Raw genomic sequence first — 22,312 nt, forward strand, 5'->3', positions numbered from 1 at the left:
TTCATATCTCGCGACTAGACGCCATTGCGACCGGTTCGCGAGGTGGCGTAGATCACAAAGATCACCCTGAACTGCGTGTCGCAGATCACAAGTCGACGGGCATAAGATGCGCTCGATCCAGGCTTTGTGAACTGCCTCACATGAGGTGGATCCCGGGAACCGGATCACGGGTTCACCCCACAGTGACCCGGCAGTTCCGATCTGCAGTCAAGGACGACTGGACGGAGGGAGCGGCGGTACATGAATGCCTACGCACCGATCCTCGTACTCGGTGCCATCGCGGCGGCGTTCGCGGTCGGCTCCGTCGTGATGGCTTCGCTGACGGGCCCGAAGCGCTACAACCGGGCCAAGTTGGAGGCGTACGAGTGCGGTATCGAACCGACCCCGCAGCCGGTGGGCGGCGGTCGGTTCCCGATCAAGTACTACCTGACGGCGATGCTCTTCATCGTCTTCGACATCGAGATCGTCTTCCTCTACCCGTGGGCGGTCACCTTCGACGCCCTGGGGATCTTCGGGCTGGTCGAGATGCTCCTCTTCATCGCCACCGTGTTCGTCGCCTACGCGTATGTGTGGCGGCGCGGCGGCCTGGAGTGGGACTGAGCAGCACCTGCACAGCAGTCAGCCCGATGTAGAGGCCACTGAGAGGGATGGGTAGATGGGAATCGAGGAGAAGCTGCCGAGCGGCTTTCTACTCACCAGCGTGGAGACCGCTGCGGGGTGGGTGAGAAAGGCCTCGCTCTTCCCGGCCACCTTCGGGCTGGCCTGCTGCGCCATCGAGATGATGACGACCGGCGCCGGCCGCTACGACCTGGCCAGGTTCGGGATGGAGGTCTTCCGGGGCTCGCCCCGGCAGGCCGACCTGATGATCGTGGCCGGCCGGGTGAGCCAGAAGATGGCGCCGGTGCTCCGGCAGGTCTACGACCAGATGGCCAACCCCAAGTGGGTCATCTCGATGGGCGTCTGCGCCTCCTCGGGAGGCATGTTCAACAACTACGCGATCGTCCAGGGGGTCGACCACATCGTCCCCGTGGACATCTACCTGCCGGGGTGCCCGCCCCGCCCGGAGATGCTGATGGACGCGATCCTCAAGCTGCACGACAAGATCCAGCACGAGCCGCTCGGCGTGAACAAGCGGCGGGCCCAGGAGCTTGCCGAGGAGCTGGCCCTGGAGGCCGTCCCGACCAGCGAGATGCGGGGGCTGCTGCGATGAGCGACGGCAACATCCCCGCGACCCGCACCGAGATCCCGGTCGAGGTGGTCGGCAACCGCCAGGGCATGTTCGGCGGCCGCGGCACCGGCGACACCTCGGGCTTCGGCGGCCTGGTCGCCCCGATCGTGCTGCCGGGACCGAGCAGCCGACCGTACGGCGGCTGGTTCGACGAGGTGGCCGACGAGCTGGAGGGCGCCCTGGAGGAGCAGGGCCTCGACCCGGCCGACGCGATCGAGAAGACCGTCATCGACCGCGGCGAACTCACCTTCCACGTCCGCCGCGAGCACCTCCTCCAGGTGTCCAGGACGCTGCGCGACGACCCGGCGCTGCGCTTCGAGCTGTGCCTGGGGGTCAGCGGCGTGCACTACCTGTCCGACCCCGGCCGGGAACTGCACGCGGTCTACCACCTGCGCTCGATCACCCACACCCGGCTGATCAGGGTCGAGGTCACCGCGCCGGACGCCGACCCGCACATCCCGTCGGTGGTCAGTGTCTACCCGACCAACGACTGGCACGAGCGCGAGGCCTACGACTTCTTCGGCATCGTCTTCGACGGCCACCCGGCGCTCACCCGGATCATGATGCCGGACGACTGGCTGGGCCACCCGCAGCGCAAGGACTACCCGCTGGGAGGCATCCCCGTCGAGTACAAGGGCGCCCAGATCCCGGCGCCCGACCAGCGGAGGTCGTACACCTGATGACCACTCACTACGAAGAAGCGGGCACCCGCGAGACCACCGAGGGACGGGTCTTCACCGTCACCGGCGGAGACTGGGGCGAGGTGGTCGAGGCCGTCGCCAAGGCCGACGACGAGCGCATCATCGTCAACATGGGTCCCCAACACCCGTCCACCCACGGCGTGTTGCGGCTGATCCTGGAGATCGACGGCGAGACGGTGACCGAGGCCCGCTGCGGCATCGGCTACCTGCACACCGGCATCGAGAAGAACATGGAGTTCCGCAACTGGGTCCAGGGCACCACCTTCGTGACCCGGATGGACTACCTGACTCCGCTCTTCAACGAGACCGCCTACTGCCTGGCGGTGGAGAAGCTGCTCGGCATCACCGACCAGATCCCCGACCGGGCCACCGTCATCCGGGTGTTGATGATGGAGCTCAACCGGATCTCCTCGCACCTGGTGTGCCTGGCCACCGGCGGCATGGAGATCGGCTCCACGACGCTGATGATCTACGGCTTCCGGGACCGCGAACTCATCCTGGACATCTTCGAGTTGGTCACCGGCCTGCGGATGAACCACGCGTACGTCCGTCCCGGTGGGCTGGCCCAGGACCTGCCTCCGGGCGCGGTGGACCAGATCCGCGAGGCGGTGAAGCTGTTCCGCTCGCGGATGCACGAGTACGACAAACTCGCCACCGGCAACCCGGTGTTCAAGGCCCGGCTGGTCGACGTCGGCTTCCTGGACCTGGCCGGCTGCCTGGCGCTGGGCGCCACCGGTCCGATCCTGCGGGCCACCGGACTGCCGAACGACCTGCGCAAGAGCGACCCGTACTGCGGCTACGAGAACTACGACTTCGAGGTCGCCATCGCGGACACCGCGGACTCCTACGGGCGGTTCCTGATCCGCCTGGAGGAGATGCGCCAGTCGCTGCGGATCGTCGAGCAGTGCCTGGACCGGCTGCGGCCGGGCCCGGTCATGGTGGCCGACAAGAAGATCGCCTGGCCGGCCCAACTGGCGGTCGGCCCGGACGGGATGGGCAACTCGCTCGACCACATCCGGAAGATCATGGGCACCTCGATGGAGGCGCTGATCCACCACTTCAAGCTGGTCACCGAGGGCTTCAGGGTCCCGGTCGGCCAGGCGTACGCGGCGGTCGAGTCGCCCAAGGGCGAGCTCGGGGTCCACGTGGTGAGCGACGGCGGGACGCGCCCCTACCGGGTGCACTTCCGCGACCCGTCGTTCACCAACCTGCAGTCGATGGCGGCGATGTGCGAGGGCGGCCAGGTCGCCGACGTGATCGTCGCAGTGGCCGGGATCGACCCGGTGATGGGAGGCGTGGACCGGTGAGCAATGTCGAACTCGGCCTGCCGGCGCTGCCGGCCAAGCCGTACCCGGCCGAGGTGTACGAACGCCTCGCCGCCGACGCCAGGGAGCTGATCGGCCGCTACCCGGTGGCCCGTTCAGCGCTGCTGCCGCTGCTGCACCTGGTGCAGGCCGAGGACGGGTACGTCACCGCCACCGGGATCCGGTTCTGCGCCGAGCAGTTGGAGCTGACCACCGCCGAGGTGACGGCGGTGGCGACCTTCTACACGATGTACCGCCGCCGCCCCGCCGGGACGTACCACGTGGGCGTCTGCACCAACACGCTCTGCGCGGTGCTCGGCGGCGACCAGATCTTCGAGGAGCTCCAGCAGCACCTGGGCATCAAGAACAACGAGACCACCGCCGACGGCGAGATCTCGATCGAGCACATCGAGTGCAACGCGGCCTGCGACTACGCCCCCGTGGTGATGGTCAACTGGGAGTTCTTCGACAACCAGACGCCGGAGAGCGCCAGGCAGCTGGTCGACGACCTGCGCTCGGGCGCCGAGGTCGAGCCGACCCGCGGCGCCAAGCTCTGCTCGTTCAAGGAGACCGCCCGCATCCTGGCCGGCTTCCCCGACGAGCGGCCGGGTGCGGTGGACGCCTCCGGCGCGGGTGGCGCACCCTCGATGGCGGGCCTGCGACTGGCCAAGGGCGAGGCGCTGCCCGGCACGCCGGGGGCCCGCGTGGTCTCCCCGCGCAAGGTCTCCCCGCGCAACGAAGGGACCGAGGCGTGATGACCGCGACCGAGCCGGCCGAGAAGCTGCTCAGCCCCGTACTGTCCGCCTCCTGGGACGACCACCGGCCGTGGACCCTGGAGACCTACCGGCGCCACGACGGGTACCAGGGCCTGCGCAACGCGCTCGCCATGGACCCGGACGCGCTGATCGCGCTGGTCAAGGAGTCCGGACTGCGCGGCCGCGGCGGCGCCGGCTTCCCGACCGGCCTGAAGTGGCAGTTCATCCCGCAGAACGACGGCAAGCCGCACTACCTGGTGGTCAATGCGGACGAGTCCGAGCCCGGCACCTGCAAGGACATCCCGCTGCTCTTCGCCAACCCGCACGCGCTGATCGAGGGCATGATCATCGCCTCGTACGCGATCCGCTGCGACCACGCGTTCATCTACCTGCGCGGCGAGACCGTGCCGGTGCTGCGCCGGCTGCACGCGGCCGTCGCGGAGGCGTACGCGGCCGGGTTCCTCGGCAAGGACATCCTGGGCTCCGGTGTCGACCTGGACATCACCGTGCACGCCGGTGCCGGCGCCTACATCTGCGGCGAGGAGACGGCGCTGCTCGACTCGCTGGAGGGGCGCCGCGGCCAACCCCGGCTGCGGCCGCCGTTCCCGGCCATCGCGGGCCTGTACGCCTGCCCGACGGTGGTCAACAACGTCGAGTCGATCGCCTCGGTGCCGCCGATCCTGGTGCGCGGCAAGGAGTGGTTCACCTCGCTGGGCACCGAGAAGTCCCCGGGCTTCACGCTCTACTCGCTCTCCGGGCACGTCACCAACCCGGGCCAGTACGAGGCGCCACTGGGTGTCACGCTCCGTCAGCTGCTCGAGGTGAGCGGCGGGGTGCGCTCCGGCCACCGGCTCAAGTTCTGGACGCCGGGCGGCAGTTCGACCCCGATGTTCACCGACGAGCACCTCGACGTGCCGCTCGACTACGAGGGCGTCGGGGCGGCCGGGTCGATGCTCGGCACCAAGGCGCTTCAGGTCTTCGACGAGACCACCTGCGTGGTCCGCGCGGTCACCCGGTGGACCGAGTTCTACGCCCACGAGTCCTGCGGCAAGTGCACGCCGTGCCGCGAAGGGACGTACTGGCTGGTCCAGTTGCTCCGGCGGATCGAGGCCGGCGAGGGCGTCGAGGGTGACCTGGAGAAGCTGCTCGACATCGCCGACAACATCAACGGCAAGTCGTTCTGCGCGCTGGGCGACGGTGCTGCCAGCCCGATCGTCTCCTCGCTCCAGCACTTCCGCGCCGAGTACGAGCAGCACCTGGCCGAGCGGCGCTGCCCGTTCGACCCGGCCGCGTCCACCGTCTGGGCCGACAGCAGCCGGTCCTCCGCCCACCAGTCCGCCACCGAGAGGGAGGTGCACGCATGACCATCACCGAGCCAGCCAAGACTGCCACCGACCTCGTCACGCTCACCATCGACGGCGTCGAAGTCCAGGTCCCCAAGGGCACGTTGGTGATCCGGGCGGCCGAGCAGATCGGCACCCAGATCCCCCGCTTCTGCGACCACCCGCTGCTCGACCCGGTCGGCGCCTGCCGCCAGTGCATCGTGGAGATCGAGGGCCAGCGCAAGCCGGTCGCCTCCTGCACGATCCCGGTGGCCGAGGGCATGGTGGTCCGCACCCAGCTCAGCTCCCCGGTGGCCGAGAAGGCCCAACGGGGGGTCATGGAACTGCTGTTGATCAACCACCCGCTGGACTGCCCGGTCTGCGACAAGGGCGGCGAGTGCCCGCTGCAGAACCAGGCGATGTCCACCGGCGGCCCGGACTCGCGCTTCGACGGCCTCAAGCGGACCTACGAGAAGCCGATCCCGATCAGCAGCCAGGTGCTGCTGGACCGCGAGCGCTGCGTGCTCTGCGCGCGCTGCACGCGCTTCTCGCAGCAGGTGGCCGGCGACCCGTTCATCGAGCTGCTGGAGCGCGGCGCGCTGGAGCAGGTCGGCATCGGCGAGGGCGACGACTTCCAGTCGTACTTCTCCGGGAACACCATCCAGATCTGCCCGGTGGGCGCGCTGACCTCGGCCGCCTACCGGTTCCGCTCGCGCCCGTTCGACCTGGTCTCCTCGCCGAGCGTCTGCGAGCACTGCTCGTCCGGCTGCTCGCTGCGCACCGACCACCGGCGCGGCAAGGTCCTGCGCCGACTGGCCGGCGACGAGCCCGAGGTGAACGAGGAGTGGAGCTGCGACAAGGGCCGCTTCGCCTTCCGCTACGCGCAGCAGCGCGACCGGATCGCCTCCCCGCTGGTGCGTGACCGGGCCAGCGGCGAGCTCGTCCCGGCCTCCTGGCCGGAGGCGCTGGCCGCCGCCGCCGAGGGGCTGCGCGGCGCGCGCGGCGCGGTGCTGACGGGCGGCCGGGTGACGGTCGAGGACGCGTACGGCTACGCCAAGTTCGCCCGGGTGGTGCTCGGCACCAACGACGTCGACTTCCGGGCCCGCCCGCACAGCGCCGAGGAGGCGGACTTCCTGGCCGTCGCCGTGGCCGGTCGCGGGGTGGACTTGGATGGCAAGGGTGTCACCTACCGGGCGCTGGAGAGCGCGCCGGTGGTGCTGCTCGCGGGCTTCGAGCCCGAGGAGGAGTCGCCGATCGTCTTCCTGCGGCTGCGCAAGGCCAACCGCAACGGCCTGAAGATCTACTCGATCGCCACCCACCGCTCGCGCGGCCTGGTCAAGCTCGGCGGCAAGCTGCTGCCGGCCGCGCCGGGCACCGAGGCCGAGTGGCTGGGCGCACTCGCCGCCGAGGAACCGCTCAGCGACGACGCCGGGGGCGCTGCCGCACTGCTGCGGCAGCCCGGCGCGGTGATCCTGGCCGGCGAGCGGCTGGCCGCCGTCCCCGGCGCGCTGACCGCCGCGCTGCGGCTGTCGCACGCGACGGGTGCCCAGCTCGCCTGGGTGCCGCGCCGGGCGGGGGAGCGCGGCGCGATCGAAGCCGGCGCGCTGCCCGGGCTGCTGCCCGGCGGCCGTCCGGTCACCGTCCCGGCCGCCCGCGCCGAGGCGGCCGCCGCCTGGGGCGTCGCCGAACTGCCCGCCCGGCTCGGCCGGGACACCGGCCAGATCCTGGCCGCGGCAGCCCATGGCGACCTGGACGCCCTGCTGGTCGGCGGCGTCGAGCTGGACGACCTGCCGGACCCGGCGCTGGCCGAGGAGGCGCTCAGCCGGGTCGGCTTCGTCGTCTCGCTGGAGCTGCGGCCCTCGGCCGTCACCGCGCACGCCGACGTGGTGCTGCCGGTGGCCGCGGTGGCCGAGAAGGCCGGCACCTTCCTGGACTGGGAGGGCCGGGTCCGGCTCTTCGAGGCGGCACTCAAGGCCGACCAGCTGGCGCAGCGCCATCTCACCTCGGACGTCCGAGTGTTGAACATGCTGGCGGACGCGCTCGGGCGCCGGCTCGGCCTGCCCGACGTCCGGGCGGCCCGGCTGGAGCTGGACACCCTGGCACCCTGGACCGGCGACCGCCCGGCCGCGCCCGCCGGGCACCCGGCCGCGCTGCCCCGGCCGGAGGTCGGCCAGGCAGTGCTGGCGGGCTGGCGCCAACTGCTGGACAACGGCTCGCTCCAGGAGGGCGACCCGCACCTCGCGGGCACCCGCCACCCGGCCGTCGCCCGCCTCTCGCCGGCCACCGCCGCCGAGATCGGCGCCGCTGCGGGCGGCCGACTGCGGGTCACCGGCCCGGCCGGCTCGCTGCTGCTGCCGCTGGAGATCACCGCGGAACTCCCGGACCGCACGGTCTGGCTTCCACTGAATTCCACTGATGGCGGCGTCCACCGCACGCTCGGTACGACGGTCGGCCACCTGGTGGCCATCGCCCCGGTAGGGGAGGAGGAATGATGATCTCCCAGCTCAGCCTCGCCGCCGGCCAGCCCGTCGGCTATGAGACCCTCGGCTACTTCGGCCGGGACCCGTGGTGGCTGGTCGTGATCAAGGCGGTGTTCTGCTTCGCCTTCCTGCTGATCACCGTGCTGGTCTCGATCGTCTGGGAGCGCAAGGTCGTCGCCTGGATGCAGCTGCGGATCGGCCCCAACCGGCACGGCCCGTGGGGCCTGCTGCAGTCACTGGCCGACGGCGTGAAGCTCGCGCTGAAGGAAGACCTGGTGGTCACCGGCGCGAGCAAGGTGGTCTACATCCTGGCGCCGGTGATCTGCGCGATCCCGGCGTTCATGGCCATCGCGGTGATCCCGTTCGGCCCGGCCGACAACGAGGTCTCGATCTTCGGCACCCGGACCCCGATGCAGCTCACCGACCTCCCGGTCGCGCTGCTCTACATCCTGGCGACCGCCTCGATCGGCATCTACGGCATCGTGCTGGCGGGCTGGTCCTCCGGCTCGACGTACCCGCTGCTCGGCGGCCTGCGCTCGTCGGCGCAGATGATCTCCTACGAGATCGCGATGGGCCTCTCGTTCGCCGCGGTCTTCATCTACTCCGGTTCGATGTCGACCTCGGAGATCGTCGGCCAGCAGCACTCCACCTGGTTCGCGGTGCTGCTGCCGGTCTCGTTCATCGTCTACATCATCTCGATGGTCGGCGAGACCAACCGGGCGCCGTTCGACCTCCCGGAGGCCGAGGGCGAGTTGGTCGGCGGCTTCAACACCGAGTACAGCTCGCTGAAGTTCGCGATGTTCATGCTGGCGGAGTACGTCAACATGGTGACCGTCTCGGCGGTGGCCAGCACGCTCTTCCTGGGCGGCTGGCGGGCACCCTGGCCGATCTCGGTCTTCTGGGCCGGCGCCAACCACGGCTGGTGGCCGATGCTCTGGATCATCATCAAGATCCAGCTGCTGCTCTTCTTCTTCATCTGGCTGCGCGGCACGCTGCCCCGGCTGCGCTACGACCAGTTCATGAAGCTGGGTTGGAAGGTGCTGATCCCGGTCTCGCTGGTCTGGCTGATGCTGGTCGCCAGTGTCCGGGCGCTGCGCAACGAGGGCCACGGCTTCAGCCAGGTGGTGCTGTACGTCGGCGCGCCGGTCGCGGCGGTGCTGCTGCTCTCGCTGCTCTGGGACGCCTTCCGGGACAAGGCGGCGGGTGCCGCCAAGGACCAGGAGGACGAGCCGTCCGCGGAGTTCGACCCGATGGCCGGCGGGTACCCGGTTCCGCCGCTGCCCGGCCAGGAGCTGCCGCCGGTCCCGCGCCGGCCCAGCCGGGCCCCGCGGCAGTCGCAACTGCAGGACGCGCTCAACGGCGCCAACCATTCCGAAGGGAGCTGAACCGAGATGCCAGAACCGGACGACAAGCCCTCACTTCTGGGGCCGGCCGCAGGCTTCGGCGTGACCTTCACGGCCATGTTCAAGAAGCGGCTCACCGAGCAGTACCCGGAGCAGAAGAAGCCCACCGCCCCCCGCTTCCACGGCCGCCACCAACTCAACCGGCACCCGGACGGGTTGGAGAAGTGCATCGGCTGCGAGCTCTGCGCCTGGGCCTGCCCGGCCGACGCGATCTACGTCGAGGGCGCGGACAACACCGACGAGGAGCGCTACTCGCCCGGTGAGCGGTACGGCGCGGTCTACCAGATCAACTACGCCCGCTGCATCCTCTGCGGGCTGTGCATCGAGGCCTGCCCGACCCGCGCGCTGACCATGACCAACGAGTACGAACTCGCCGACTCCTCGCGCGAGAGCCTGATCTTCACCAAGGAGCAGCTGCTCTCGGGCCTGACCGAGGGCATGGTCGAGGCTCCGCACTCGATCTTCCCCGGCGCGGACGAGGGCGCCTACTACCGCGGCGAGATCACCGCGGCGGCGCCCGGAACGGTCACCCAGGAGCGGCACGACCGGGAGAGGGAGGCGCAGTCATGACCTCCACGGGCGAGGCGGTCCAGTTCTGGGTGCTCGCGGTCATCGCGGTCGGCGGCGCGCTGGGCATGCTGCTGATGCGCAGGGCCGTGCACAGCGCGCTCTGCCTGGCGGCCACCATGCTGTCGCTGGCGATCTGCTACCTGGCCCAGGGCGCGGTCTTCCTGGGTGTGGTGCAGATCGTCGTCTACACCGGCGCGATCATGATGCTCTTCCTCTTCGTGGTGATGCTGGTCGGCGTCACCTCCGAGGACTCGCTGAAGGAGCAGCTGAAGGGCCAGCGGGTCGCCGCGGTGATCTGCGGCCTCGGCTTCGGCGTGCTGCTGATCGCGGGCATCGCCAACGCGAAGCTCTCGCAGTTCACCGGCCTCTCCGAGGCCAACGCCGAGGGCAACGTTCAGGGCCTGGCACGGCTGATCTTCACCAAGTACGTCTGGGCCTTCGAGGTCACCGGCGCGCTGCTGATCACCGCCGCGGTGGGCGCCATGGTGCTCACCCACCGCGAGCACGTGAAGGCGCCGGCCACCCAGCGCGAGCTGGCCGCCCAGCGGGTCAAGGACAACGTCCAGCTCCCGCCGCTGCCCGCCCCGGGCGTCTACGCCCGGCACAACGCGGTGGACATCCCCGGCCTGCTGCCGGACGGCCGGATCGCCGAGGACTCGGTGATGGGAACGCTGCGCGAGCGCGGCCAGATCCGCGACGTCAGCCAGGACATGCTGCGCCGGATGGCCGAGTTGGAGGCCGACACGGCCGACTGGCTGGGTCGTGCGCCGTCCGCCCGGCCGACCGCCCCCAAGCCCCGCCAGGAGCTGACCCCGGTACCCGGGCATGAGGAGGACGCGGAGTGAACCCCGTCAACTACCTGTATCTCGCAGCCCTGTTGTTCACCATCGGGGCCAGCGGGGTGCTGATCCGGCGCAACGCCATCGTGCTCTTCATGTGCGTCGAGCTGATGCTCAACGCCTCCAACCTCGCCCTGGTCACCTTCTCCCGGCTGCACGGCAATCTGGACGGCCAGATCATCGCGTTCTTCACCATGGTGGTCGCGGCGGCCGAGGTCGTGGTGGGCCTGGCCATCATCGTGAGCATCTTCCGTACCAGGCACTCGGCTTCGGTCGACGACAGCAACCTGATGAAGCTGTAGGGGCCCAGGGTGAACTCTCTCATTCCGCTGCTCGTGGCGGCTCCGCTGGCAGGCGCTGCCCTGCTGCTGCTCGGCGGCCGCGCGCTGGACCGTTTCGGTCACTGGCTCGGCACGCTCGCCGCCGCGCTCTCGTTCGTCTTCGGGCTGGTCCTCTTCTTCTCGATGCTGGGCCGCAGCACCGACCAACGCCCGGTCCACGTACAGCTGTTCAGCTGGGTTCCGGTCAACGGCTTCCAGGCCGACGTGGCCTTCCAGCTCGACCAGCTGTCGATCACCTTCGTGCTGCTGATCACCGGCGTCGGCACGCTGATCCACCTCTACTCGGTGGGGTACATGGCGCACGACGAGCGCCGGCGCCGCTTCTTCGGCTACCTCAACCTGTTCCTGGCCGCCATGCTGCTGCTCGTGCTGGCAGACAACTACCTTCTGCTGTACGTCGGTTGGGAGGGCGTCGGGCTCGCCTCGTACCTGCTGATCGGGTTCTGGCAGCACAAGCCGAGCGCCGCCACAGCCGCCAAGAAGGCCTTCCTGGTCAACCGGGTCGGCGACGTCGGCCTCTCGATCGCCATCATGCTGATGTTCACCGACTTCGGGAACTTCACCTATCTCGGGGTCTTCGGCGCCGCCGGCCAGGCGAGCAGGAGCCAACTGACGGCGATCGGCCTGATGCTGCTGCTGGCCGCCTGCGGCAAGTCGGCCCAGGTGCCGCTTCAGTCCTGGCTCGGTGACGCGATGGAGGGCCCGACCCCGGTCTCCGCCCTGATCCACGCGGCCACCATGGTCACCGCCGGCGTCTACCTGATCACCCGCTCGCACGCGATCTTCGACCTCGCCCCCGACGCGCAGACCGCGGTGGTCTGCGTGGGCGCGGTGACGCTGCTCTTCGGTGCGATCGTCGGGTGTGCCAAGGACGACATCAAGAAGGCGCTGGCCGGCTCGACCATGTCGCAGATCGGCTACATGATCCTGGCCGCGGGCCTGGGCCCGATCGGCTACGTCTTCGCGATCATGCACCTGGTCACCCACGGCTTCTTCAAGGCCGGGCTGTTCCTGGGCGCCGGGTCGGTGATGCACGGCATGGACGACGAGGTGAACATGCGTCACTACGGCGGCCTGCGCAAGTACATGCCGATCACCTTCGTCACCTTCGGCCTCGGCTACCTGGCCATCATCGGGTTCCCGGGCCTGTCGGGCTTCTTCTCCAAGGACAAGATCATCGAGGCGGCGTTCGCCAAGGGCGGCACCGAGGGCTGGATCCTCGGCCTGGTCACCCTGGTCGGCGCCGCGGTCACCGCGTTCTACATGACGCGGGTGATGATCCTGACCTTCTTCGGCGAGAAGCGCTGGCAGGCCGACGACGAGGGCCACCAGCCGCACCCGCACGAGTCGCCGTCCACCATGACGCTGCCGATGATCGTGCTGGCCTTCGGATCGGTCTTCGCGGGCGGCCTGTTCGCCTTCAACAGCTCGTTCCTGAAGTGGCTGGAGCCGATCACCGGGCACTCCGAGGGCAACTCTCCACTGTCCTCGCTCACGGTCACCCTGCTCACCTCGGCCTGCCTGCTGGTCGGCGTCGCGCTCGCGTACGTCGTCTACGGGCGCAGCCCGGTGCCGGTCACCCCGCCGGTCGGCTCGGTCCTCACCCGGGCGGCCCGCCGCGACCTGCTGCAGGACGAGTTCAACCACGCCGTGCTGGTGCGGCCCGGTTCGGCGCTGGCCGCCGCGCTGGTCTACCTCGACAGCAAGGGCCTGGACGGCTTCGTCAACGGCCTGGCCGCGGCCATCGGCGGGATCTCCAGCCGCCTGCGCCGGGTGCAGAACGGCTACGTCCGCAGCTACGCCCTCTCCATGTTCGGCGGCACGCTGGTGCTGGTCGCCACCACTCTCCTGATGAGGTCGGTCTGATGAGTGTGACTCACCCCATTCCCGGTCAGGAGGAGCGGTCATGAGCTACCTGCTGACGGCCACCTGCGTCGTCCCGGCGGCCGGGGCGATCCTGACCGCCGCGCTGCCCGCCGGCTCCACCGAGGCCCGCCGGCGGACCACCAAGCTGACCGCGCTGGCCGTCTCGGCGGCGACCCTGGCGCTGGCCGCGGTGGCCGCCGCCCGGTTCGAGCCGGGCGGCGCCCGCTACCAGCTCACCGAGTCGTACAGCTGGATCCGCTCGTTCGGGATCAACTTCTCGCTCGGCGTGGACGGCATCGGCGCGGTGCTGGTGCTGCTCACCGCCGTCCTGGTCCCGATCGTGATGCTGGCCTCCTGGCACGACGCCGATCCCGCCCCGGCTCCGGAGGGCACCTTCGAGAACCGTAGGCGCACCCAGGGCTTCTTCGCCCTGATCCTGGCGGTCGAGGCGATGGTGATCGTCTCCTTCCTGGCCACCGACGTCTTCCTCTTCTACGTCTTCTTCGAAGCCATGCTGATCCCGATGTACTTCCTCATCGGCGGCTTCGGCGACAAGGCCGGCGGCCCGGAGGCGGCTCGCCAACGCTCCTACGCGGCAGTCAAGTTCCTGCTGTACAACCTGCTCGGCGGGCTGGTCATGCTGGCCGCCGTGATCGGCCTCTACGTGATCGCGCAGCAGCAGGGGCAGGCCACCTTCGACCTGCAGTCGCTCACCTCCGCCATCGCGGACGGCAAGCTGGTGATCGACCCGACCGCCGAGCGCGCGCTCTTCCTGGGCTTCTTCTTCGCCTTCGCGGTGAAGGCCCCGCTCTGGCCGCTGCACACCTGGCTGCCGAACGCGATGGGTGAGTCGACCGCCGGAACTGCCGTGCTGATCACGGCGGTTGTCGACAAGGTCGGCACCTTCGCGATGCTGCGGTTCTGCCTGGGCCTGTTCCCGGACGCCTCGAAGTTCTTCGCCCCGGCGATCCTGGTGCTCTCGGTGATCGGGATCATCTACGGCGCGCTGCTGGCGGTGGGCCAGAAGGACATCAAGCGGCTGATCGCCTACGCGTCGATCTCGCACTTCGGGTTCATCATCATGGGCATCTTCGCGATGACCAGCCAGGGCCAGAGCGGCGCCACCCTCTACATGGTCAACCACGGCATCTCCACCGCCGCGTGGCTGCTGGTGGCCGGCTTCCTGATCTCCCGCCGGGGCTCGCGCCTGATCGCCGACTACGGCGGCGTGCAGAAGGTCGCCCCGGTGCTGGCCGGCACCTTCCTGATCGGCGGCCTGGCCACCCTCTCGCTGCCGGGCCTGGCGCCGTTCGTCAGTGAGTTCCTGGTGCTGGTCGGTACGTTCAGCCGCTACCCGGTGCTGGGCATCATCGCCACCTTCGGCATCGTGCTCGCCGCGCTGTACGCGCTGGTGCTCTACCAGCGCACCATGACCGGCCCGGTCAAGGACGGCGTGCGCGGCATGGCCGACCTGAAGGTCCGCGAAATCGCGGTGGTGGCGCCGCTGGTGGCGCTGACCGTGTTCCTCGGCGTCTACCCGAAGCCGCTCACCGACCTGGTGAACCCGGCCGTCAACGACACCCTCTCCCAGGTCCACCGGACCGACCCGGCCCCGGCCCACCCGGTGGCCGAACCCGCAGGAGGTGAGCAGAAGTGAGCGCTGTCCACAGCCTGTGGATGGAAGCGGCAGGTGCCAACACCGCCAGTATCCCGGCTCCCAAGATCGAGTACGGCCAGCTGTCCCCGATGCTCATCGTTTTCGGCACGGCCCTGGCGGGCGTCCTGGTCGAGGCCTTCCTGCCCCGCCGGGCCCGCTACGGCGTCCAGGTGGCGCTGGCCCTGAGCGGCCTGATCGCCTCCTTCGCGGCCGTCGTGGTGCTCGCCGCGGACGGCTACGGCAGCACGAAGAGCGGCCTGCTCGCGATGGGCTCGGTGGCTCTGGACGGCCCGGCGCTCTTCCTGCAGGGCGTGATCCTGCTGGCCGCCGTGGTCTCCGTGCTGATGTACGCCGAACGGCGACTGGACCCGCGGGTGGAGGGCGTCGCCTCCGACGCCTTCACCGCCCAGGGCGCCGCCACCCCCGGCGGCGAGCAGGAGCGGCTGGCCACCAAGGCGGGCTTCGCCAGCACCGAGGTCTACCCGCTGACGCTCTTCGCGGTCGGCGGCATGCTGCTCTTCCCGGCCGCCAACGACCTGCTGACGATGTTCGTGGCGCTGGAGGTCTTCTCGCTCCCGCTCTACCTGCTCTGCGCGCTGGCCCGCCGGCGCCGGCTGCTCTCCCAGGAGGCGGCGGTCAAGTACTTCCTGCTGGGCTCCTTCGCCTCGGCGTTCTTCCTGTTCGGCACCGCGCTGCTGTACGGCTACGCGGGCACCGTGCGGCTGCCGGAGATCCGCGACGTGATCTCGGGCGTCGCCCCGAGCACCCCGGCGCTGGCGAACAGCACCCAGAACGACGCGCTGCTGCTGATCGGCCTGGCGATGCTCGCGGTCGGCCTGCTCTTCAAGGTCGGCGCCGTCCCGTTCCACTCCTGGACCCCGGACGTCTACCAGGGCGCCCCGACGCCGGTCACCGGCTTCATGGCCGCCGCCACCAAGGTCGCCGCCTTTGGCGCGCTGCTGCGGCTGTTCTACGTGGCCTTCCCGGGCCTGCGCTGGGACTGGCGGCCGGTGATGTGGGGCGTGGCGATCCTCACCATGGTGGTCGGCGCGATCCTGGCGGTGACCCAGCAGGACGTGAAGCGCCTGCTCGCGTACTCGTCGATCGCGCACGCCGGCTTCATCCTCACCGGGGTGATCGCCACCAACCGGCAGGGCCTGGGCGCGGTCCTCTTCTACCTGCTGTCGTACTCCTTCGTCACGCTCGGCGCCTTCGCCGTGGTGACCCTGGTGCGCGACTCCAAGGGCGAGGCCACCCACCTCTCCAGCTGGGCCGGTCTCGGGCGGCGCTCGCCGCTGGTCGCGGCGGTCTTCGCGCTGTTCCTGCTGGCCTTCGCCGGTATCCCGCTGACCAGCGGGTTCACCGGGAAGTTCGCGGTCTTCCAGGCCGCGGCGGCCGGCGGGGCGACCCCGCTGGTGATCGTCGGTGTGCTGAGTTCGGCGGTCGCGGCGTTCTTCTACATCCGGGTGATCGTGCTGATGTTCTTCTCGGACCCGCAGCCCGGCGGGCCCGCGGTCGCGGTGCCGAGCGTCTTCACCGGCACGGCCATCGCCCTCGGAGTGCTGGTGACGGTGGGTCTGGGTGTGCTCCCGCAGTACTTCCTGGACCTGGCGTCGAAAGCCTCGATGTTCGTAGGGTAGTTCCGTCGTACCGGTCCGGGCCGAGGGCGCAGCCCCCGACCCGGACCGCTCTTCGGCCCCGTACCCGCACGCCCGTGCAGTGATCCACTCACGACCGGATACGCTGCTGGGGAACGGCAGCGGCGGCAATCAGGGACCGGACCGCATGATCGACCGGCGACAGGAGTGGTCTTCGTGACCGTCGTGGGACCCTTCGGGCTCAGCGTGCAGGACCGCGATCTGACCCGCGACGTGCAGGTCGGGATGGACGCGGTGGAGGTCGCCCTGGCGGAGACCGTGAAGAGCGACGTGCCGTTCATCACCATTACCGCCAGACACCTGCTGGAGGCCGGAGGCAAGCGCTTCCGCCCGCTGCTCGTGATGCTCGCCGCCCAGTTCGGCGACCCGTACGCGCCCGGCGTGGTGCCCGCGGCCGTGGTGGTGGAGCTGACCCACATGGCCACCCTCTACCACGACGACGTGATGGACGAGGCGCCGCTGCGCCGCGGCGCGGCCACCGCCAACGCCCGCTGGGACAACTCGGTGGCCATCCTCACCGGCGACTTCCTCTTCTCCCGGGCTTCCCAGGTGCTGTCCGGCCTGGGCCCCGACGCCGTCCGGATCCAGGCCGACGCCTTCGAGCGGCTGGTCACCGGTCAGATCCTGGAGACGGCCGGGCCGCGCCCGGGTGAGGACCAGCTGCAGCACTACCTCGACGTGATCGCGGGCAAGACCGGCTCGCTGGTCGCCGTCTCCTGCCGCTTCGGCGCGCTGATGTCCGGCGCCGAGGAGTGGGCTGTTGAGATCCTCACCCAGTACGGCGAGCGGATGGGCACCGCCTTCCAGCTGGCCGACGACGTCCTGGACATCGCCAGCGACGGCCACGAGTCCGGCAAGACCCCCGGCACCGACCTGCGCGAGGGCGTGCCCACGCTGCCCGTGCTGCTGCTCCAGTCGATGCCGGTGGACGACAGCGACCCCGAGGACGCCCGGCTGCGCGAGCTGCTCCAGCTGGACCTGACGGACGATCAGCTGCACGCCGAGGCGCTGCGCCTGCTGCGCCGCCACCCGGCGCTGGAGCGGGCCCGCCGGGAGACCCTGCGCTACGCCGAGGAGGCCCGCGCGCTGCTGGCCCCGCTGCCCGAGTGCCCGGCCAAGGCGGCCCTGCAGGGTCTCTGCGACGCGGTCGCGATCCGTACCATGTGACCAGACCGACAGCCCGGGCGTCGCGACGCCGCCCACCATGTGCCGGTCGGTCTAAATCAACCAGGGCCTCGATCAACCGGGGTCGTACCGGTCGGGGGAAACCATCATGCTGCGCGTCGTCATCGCCGAGGACTCCGTCCTGCTCCGGGAGGGCCTGACCAGGCTGCTCACCGACCGCGGCCTCGATGTGGTGGCGGGCGTCGGCGACGGCGAGGCGCTGCTGCGGACCATCCACGAGCTGGCGGCCGCCGACAAGCTGCCGGACGTCGTGGTGGCGGACGTCCGGATGCCCCCGACGCACACCGACGAGGGCGTCCGCGCCTGTGTGACGCTGCGAGGGCTCTACCCGCGGCTGGGGGTGCTGGTGCTCTCCCAGTACGTCGAGCAGCAGTACGCCGCCGAGCTGCTGGCCGGCTCCACCCAGGGCATCGGGTACCTGCTCAAGGACCGGGTGGCCGAGGTGCGCGAGTTCGTGGACGCGGTGGTCCGGGTGGCCGGCGGCGGCACCGCGCTGGACCCGGAGGTGGTGCAGCAGTTGCTGATCCGCAGCCGCAAGAGCGACGTGCTGGCCGGGTTGACGCCCCGCGAGCGCGAGGTGCTGGCGCTGATGGCCGAGGGCCGCACCAATGCGGCGGTGGCCAAGCAGCTGGTGGTCTCCGACGGCGCGGTCGAGAAGCACGTCAGTAATATCTTCCAGAAGCTCGGCCTGGCGCAGAGTCCGGAGGACCACCGGCGGGTGTTGGCGGTCCTGCGCTATCTCAACTCGTGAAACCCGTATTTCCAGCCTTCGGACGATCGGAAATAGCCACTCCACGCGGCTTGCTCTAGTTACCGCGCAGGGATTCACCACCCGCATAGGATGCGAACGGTGCACCAGGCGGACGGGGGCACACGGCTCACGCCCGCGGCTGGTACCCCTGAGGGAGGTCCGCGGCAGTGACCAGCGAGGTCGATCAGGTAGAGGCAGTGGGCGACGGATCGGACGGCCCGCGCGGTCGTCAGGGTCCGGCCGCGCCCAGACGGGCCAAGCCGATCCGGCGCTTGGACCGGGTGATCATCCGGTTCGCGGGGGACTCCGGCGACGGTATGCAGCTGACCGGCGACCGATTCACCTCGGAGACCGCCTCCTTCGGAAACGATCTCTCCACGCTGCCGAACTTCCCGGCCGAGATCCGCGCACCCGCCGGGACGCTGCCGGGCGTGTCGAGCTTCCAGTTGCATTTCGCCGACCACGACATCCTGACCCCGGGGGATGCGCCGAACGTTCTGGTGGCGATGAATCCGGCGGCCCTGAAGGCCAATATCGCCGATCTTCCGCGCGGCGCGGAGATCATCGTCAATACCGACGAATTCACCAAGCGCGCGCTGGCCAAGGTCGGTTATGCGCTGGACCCGCTCTCGGACGGCTCGCTGGAGGCCTACCACCTGCACAAGGTGCCGCTGACCGCGCTGACCCTGGAGGCGCTCAAGGAGAGCGGGCTGGCCCGCAAGGACGCCGAGCGCGCCAAGAACATGTTCGCGCTGGGCCTGCTCTCCTGGATGTACCACCGGCCCACCCACGGCACCGAGGGCTTCCTGCGGCAGAAGTTCGCCAAGCGCCCGGAGATCGCCGAGGCCAACATCAGCGCCTTCCGGGCGGGCTGGAACTTCGGCGAGACCACCGAGGACTTCGCGGTCTCCTACGAGATCCCGCCGGCCAAGCTCCCGGCCGGCCGCTACCGCAACATCTCCGGCAACCTGGCGCTGTCCTACGGCCTGATCGCGGCCTCCCGCCGCTCCGGGCTGCCGCTCTTCCTCGGCTCGTACCCCATCACCCCGGCCTCCGACATCCTGCACGAGCTGTCCAAACACAAGAACTTCGGCGTGCGGACCTTCCAGGCCGAGGACGAGATCGCCGGGGTCGGCGCGGCGCTCGGCGCGGCGTTCGGCGGGGCGCTGGGCGTGACCACCACCTCGGGACCGGGTGTGGCGCTGAAGTCGGAGACCATCGGCCTGGCGGTCTCGCTCGAACTGCCGCTGCTGGTGGTCGACATCCAGCGCGGCGGCCCCTCCACCGGACTGCCCACCAAGACCGAGCAGGCCGACCTGCTGCAGGCGATGTTCGGCCGCAACGGCGAGGCGCCGGTGCCGATCGTCGCCCCCGCCACGCCCGCCGAGTGCTTCACCGCGGCGCTGGAGGCGGCCCGCATCGCGGTCACCTACCGGACCCCGGTGCTGATGCTCTCCGATGGCTACCTGGCCAACGGGTCGGAGCCCTGGCTGATCCCGTCGGTGGACGAACTCCCGGAGATCAGGCCCGATTTCGCCACCGGGCCGAACACCCCGGACGGCTCCTTCTGGCCCTACCTGCGCGACCCGAAGACGCTGGCGCGGCCCTGGGCCGTCCCCGGCACGCCCGGCCTCGAACACCGGATCGGCGGCATCGAGAAGCAGGACGGCACCGGCAACATCTCCTACGACCCGGCCAACCACGACCTGATGGTCCGCACCCGGCAGGCCAAGATCGACGGCATCGCGGTCCCGCCGCTGGAGGTCGACGACCCGGACTCCCAGGCGCGGGTGCTGGTGCTCGGCTGGGGCTCGACGTACGGACCGATCACCGCCGCGGTCCGCCGGCTGCGCGCGGACGGCGCGCAGATCGCCCAGGCGCACCTGCGCCACCTCAACCCGTTCCCCGCCAACCTCGGTGCGGTGCTGGCGCGTTACGAGCGGGTGATCGTCCCCGAGATGAACCTGGGCCAGCTGGCGCTGCTGCTGCGCGCCAAGTACCTCATTGACGCCCAGTCCTACAACCAGGTCCGCGGACTGCCCTTCAAGGCACAGCAGTTGGCCGACGTGCTGTGGGCCGCGATCGGAACCCTGGAAGGGAGCGACGGCGATGAGTGACCAGCATGCCTTCCCCTCGCTGAGCCTGGTCCCCAAGGCCCAGGCCCCGCAGAGCGCCAAGGACTTCAAGACCGACCAGGAGGTCCGCTGGTGCCCCGGCTGCGGGGACTACGCGATCCTGGCGGCCGTCCAGGCCTTCATGCCCGAGCTGGGCATCCGCCGCGAGAACACCGTCTTCGTCTCCGGCATCGGCTGCTCCTCGCGCTTCCCGTACTACATGAACACCTACGGGATGCACTCCATCCACGGCCGCGCCCCGGCCATCGCGACCGGCCTGGCCGCCTCGCGGACCGACCTGAGCGTCTGGGTGGTCACCGGGGACGGCGACGCCCTCTCGATCGGCGGCAACCACCTGATCCACGCGCTGCGCCGCAACGTCAACCTGAAGATCCTGCTCTTCAACAACCGGATCTACGGGCTCACCAAGGGCCAGTACTCGCCGACCAGCGAACTCGGGAAGATCACCAAGTCCACCCCGATGGGCTCGCTGGATGCCCCCTTCAACCCGCTCTCGCTGGCCATCGGCGCCGAGGCCACCTTCGTCGCCCGCACCATCGACTCGGACCGCAAGCACCTGCAGTCGGTGCTGCGCGCGGCGGCCGAGCACCGCGGCACCGCCCTGGTGGAGATCTACCAGAACTGCAACATCTTCAACGACGGCGCCTTCGAGGTCCTCAAGGATCCGCAGACCGCCCAGCGCGCGCTGATCCGGCTCGAACACGGGCAACCGATCCGCTTCGGCCCCGACCTCGACGAGGGCGTCTTCCGCGACCCGGCCACCGGCGAGCTGTACACCGCGTCGATCACCCCCGACAACCAGGACCGGGTGCTGGTCCACGACGCCCAAGCCCCGACCCCCGCCACCGCCTTCGCCCTCTCCCGGCTGGCCGACCACCCGGGACACGGCCAGGACGGCCTCCACCACACCCCGATCGGCGTGCTGCGCAGCGTCGAACGACCGGTCTACGACACGCTGATGGCCGAGCAGCTGGCCACCGCCGTCGACCAGCGCGGCGAGGGCGACCTCGCTGCCCTGCTGGCCGGCGCGGACACCTGGACGGTCGAGTAGTCCGGGCATCCGCGGAGGTGGCGCAGGCCGCCTCCGCGGATGCCACCTCCTCCGCAGGTGCCAACCGGAGGAGGGACCATGAGGATTCTGCTCGCAGGCGGCACCGGCGTACTGGGCCGCAGCCTCACCCCGCTGCTGACGGCCGAGGGGCACCAGGTCAGCAGCCTGGGCCGCGGCACGGGAAACGCGCTGCGGGCCGACCTGCTGGACCGCGAGGCGGTGCTGCGCGCCGTCGACGGCCTGCGGTTCGACGCCGTGGTGCACGCCGCGACGGCGCTCGCCGGCAGGTCGATGGGCCGCCACCAGGACATGCTGCCCACCGACGAGCTGCGGATCGCCGGCACCGCCAACCTGCTGGCCGCCGCCCGGGCGACCGGGGCCGGACGGCTGGTCGCCGAGTCGATGATGTTCGGCTACGGCTACGGGGACCACGGCGACCGCCCGCTCACCGAGCAGGGCACCGCGTTCGGCCCCAAGGGCGCCAACGCCTGGCTGGAGCGGCACGTCGGGGCGATGCGCACGCTGGAGGGGCTGACCCTGGGCGCGCAGGACGTCGAGGGTGTGGCGCTGCGCTTCGGCCTGTTCTACGGCGCGGGCGTCACCGACACCACCCTGCTGCCGCTGCTGCGCAGGCGCGCCCTGCCGGTGGTCGCCGACCAGGACCGGCAGCTCGCCTGGACGTACGTCCCGGACGCCGCCGCCGCGGTGCTGGCCGCGCTGCACCACGGCCGCGCCGGGCGGGCGTACAACATCGCGGACGACGCGCCGGTCGGCTTCGGCCGCCACATCCGCGCGGTGGCCGAGGCGTTCGGGACGCCGCGGCCGCTGAAGGTCCCGCTCTGGGTGATGCGGGCGGCGCCGCTGGCGTACAGCGTGATGTCGACCAACCTGCGGCTCTCCAGCGCCCGGGCCAAGGCCGAGTTGGGCTGGGCGCCGAGCTTTCCCGACAGCGTGGCGGGCGTCCGGGAGCTGGCCCGGCAGCTGGGTGCCGGGGCGAAGCCGCTGGGCGCTGCCGGGTAGCCTCTGTCCGATCGTCAGATCGCCAGATCGTCTGCTAGGGGGAAGC

General features: G+C 70.4%; 19 protein-coding genes. All 19 read left to right on the forward strand.

Annotated features, from left to right (window positions below; translation table 11 throughout):
* Positions 1–240: 240 nt before the first annotated feature.
* Positions 241–600 (forward strand): NADH-quinone oxidoreductase subunit A, encoded by a 360-nt coding sequence (locus tag P3T37_RS16890; protein WP_030060100.1) that lies wholly within the window; start codon positions 241–243, stop codon positions 598–600.
* Positions 601–655: 55 nt separating this feature from the next.
* Entirely contained in the window at positions 656–1,210 is a 555-nt protein-coding gene (locus P3T37_RS16895) for an NADH-quinone oxidoreductase subunit B family protein (RefSeq protein WP_280724484.1), read from the forward strand.
* Positions 1,207–1,908: an NADH-quinone oxidoreductase subunit C gene (locus tag P3T37_RS16900; RefSeq protein ID WP_280724485.1), complete on the forward strand. Its 702-nt coding sequence runs from the start codon at positions 1,207–1,209 to the stop codon at positions 1,906–1,908. Before P3T37_RS16895 ends, P3T37_RS16900 begins: the two co-directional genes overlap by 4 nt.
* Positions 1,908–3,236 carry an NADH-quinone oxidoreductase subunit D gene (locus tag P3T37_RS16905; RefSeq protein WP_280724486.1) on the forward strand — a complete coding sequence of 443 codons (1,329 nt, stop codon included), beginning with the start codon at positions 1,908–1,910 and terminating at the stop codon, positions 3,234–3,236. The genes P3T37_RS16900 and P3T37_RS16905 overlap by 1 nt, the downstream gene beginning before the upstream one ends.
* Positions 3,233–3,988 (forward strand): NADH-quinone oxidoreductase subunit NuoE, encoded by a 756-nt coding sequence (nuoE, locus tag P3T37_RS16910; protein ID WP_280724488.1) that lies wholly within the window; start codon positions 3,233–3,235, stop codon positions 3,986–3,988. The genes P3T37_RS16905 and nuoE overlap by 4 nt, the downstream gene beginning before the upstream one ends.
* The gene (gene nuoF / locus P3T37_RS16915) at positions 3,988–5,352 is read left to right on the forward strand and encodes an NADH-quinone oxidoreductase subunit NuoF (protein ID WP_280724489.1); all 1,365 of its coding nucleotides are present in this window, start codon (positions 3,988–3,990) and stop codon (positions 5,350–5,352) included. Before nuoE ends, nuoF begins: the two co-directional genes overlap by 1 nt.
* Positions 5,349–7,802 carry an NADH-quinone oxidoreductase subunit G gene (locus tag P3T37_RS16920; protein ID WP_280724490.1) on the forward strand — a complete coding sequence of 818 codons (2,454 nt, stop codon included), beginning with the start codon at positions 5,349–5,351 and terminating at the stop codon, positions 7,800–7,802. Before nuoF ends, P3T37_RS16920 begins: the two co-directional genes overlap by 4 nt.
* The gene (nuoH, locus tag P3T37_RS16925; RefSeq protein ID WP_280724558.1) at positions 7,802–9,175 is read left to right on the forward strand and encodes an NADH-quinone oxidoreductase subunit NuoH; all 1,374 of its coding nucleotides are present in this window, start codon (positions 7,802–7,804) and stop codon (positions 9,173–9,175) included. Before P3T37_RS16920 ends, nuoH begins: the two co-directional genes overlap by 1 nt.
* A gap of 6 nt (positions 9,176–9,181) precedes the next feature.
* Complete coding sequence (nuoI, locus tag P3T37_RS16930; protein WP_280724491.1) at positions 9,182–9,763, forward strand: NADH-quinone oxidoreductase subunit NuoI; 582 nt, start codon at positions 9,182–9,184, stop codon at positions 9,761–9,763.
* A complete protein-coding gene (locus P3T37_RS16935) occupies positions 9,760–10,608 on the forward strand; it encodes an NADH-quinone oxidoreductase subunit J (RefSeq protein ID WP_280724492.1) in 849 nt (282 codons plus the stop codon). The genes nuoI and P3T37_RS16935 overlap by 4 nt, the downstream gene beginning before the upstream one ends.
* A complete protein-coding gene (nuoK, locus tag P3T37_RS16940) occupies positions 10,605–10,904 on the forward strand; it encodes an NADH-quinone oxidoreductase subunit NuoK (protein WP_035798594.1) in 300 nt (99 codons plus the stop codon). The genes P3T37_RS16935 and nuoK overlap by 4 nt, the downstream gene beginning before the upstream one ends.
* A gap of 9 nt (positions 10,905–10,913) precedes the next feature.
* Positions 10,914–12,809, forward strand: a complete 1,896-nt coding sequence (gene nuoL, locus P3T37_RS16945; protein WP_280724493.1) for an NADH-quinone oxidoreductase subunit L — start codon at positions 10,914–10,916, stop codon at positions 12,807–12,809.
* Positions 12,810–12,849: 40 nt separating this feature from the next.
* Positions 12,850–14,466 (forward strand): NADH-quinone oxidoreductase subunit M, encoded by a 1,617-nt coding sequence (locus P3T37_RS16950; RefSeq protein WP_280724494.1) that lies wholly within the window; start codon positions 12,850–12,852, stop codon positions 14,464–14,466.
* Positions 14,467–14,486: 20 nt separating this feature from the next.
* Entirely contained in the window at positions 14,487–16,106 is a 1,620-nt protein-coding gene (nuoN, locus tag P3T37_RS16955; protein ID WP_280724559.1) for an NADH-quinone oxidoreductase subunit NuoN, read from the forward strand.
* A gap of 174 nt (positions 16,107–16,280) precedes the next feature.
* Positions 16,281–17,291, forward strand: coding sequence for a polyprenyl synthetase family protein (locus tag P3T37_RS16960; protein ID WP_280724495.1), 1,011 nt, complete (start codon positions 16,281–16,283; stop codon positions 17,289–17,291).
* Positions 17,292–17,397: 106 nt separating this feature from the next.
* Complete coding sequence (locus P3T37_RS16965) at positions 17,398–18,060, forward strand: response regulator transcription factor (RefSeq protein ID WP_280724496.1); 663 nt, start codon at positions 17,398–17,400, stop codon at positions 18,058–18,060.
* A 167-nt stretch (positions 18,061–18,227) separates the two neighbouring features.
* Positions 18,228–20,177, forward strand: coding sequence for a 2-oxoacid:acceptor oxidoreductase subunit alpha (locus P3T37_RS16970; RefSeq protein WP_280724497.1), 1,950 nt, complete (start codon positions 18,228–18,230; stop codon positions 20,175–20,177).
* Positions 20,170–21,246 (forward strand): 2-oxoacid:ferredoxin oxidoreductase subunit beta, encoded by a 1,077-nt coding sequence (locus P3T37_RS16975; protein WP_280724498.1) that lies wholly within the window; start codon positions 20,170–20,172, stop codon positions 21,244–21,246. Before P3T37_RS16970 ends, P3T37_RS16975 begins: the two co-directional genes overlap by 8 nt.
* 78 nt (positions 21,247–21,324) lie before the next feature.
* The gene (locus P3T37_RS16980) at positions 21,325–22,266 is read left to right on the forward strand and encodes an NAD(P)-dependent oxidoreductase (protein ID WP_280724499.1); all 942 of its coding nucleotides are present in this window, start codon (positions 21,325–21,327) and stop codon (positions 22,264–22,266) included.
* Positions 22,267–22,312 lie beyond the last annotated feature (46 nt).

This window comes from Kitasatospora sp. MAA4 (genome assembly GCF_029893355.1).
In the GTDB taxonomy this organism is placed as follows: Bacteria; Actinomycetota; Actinomycetes; order Streptomycetales; family Streptomycetaceae; genus Kitasatospora.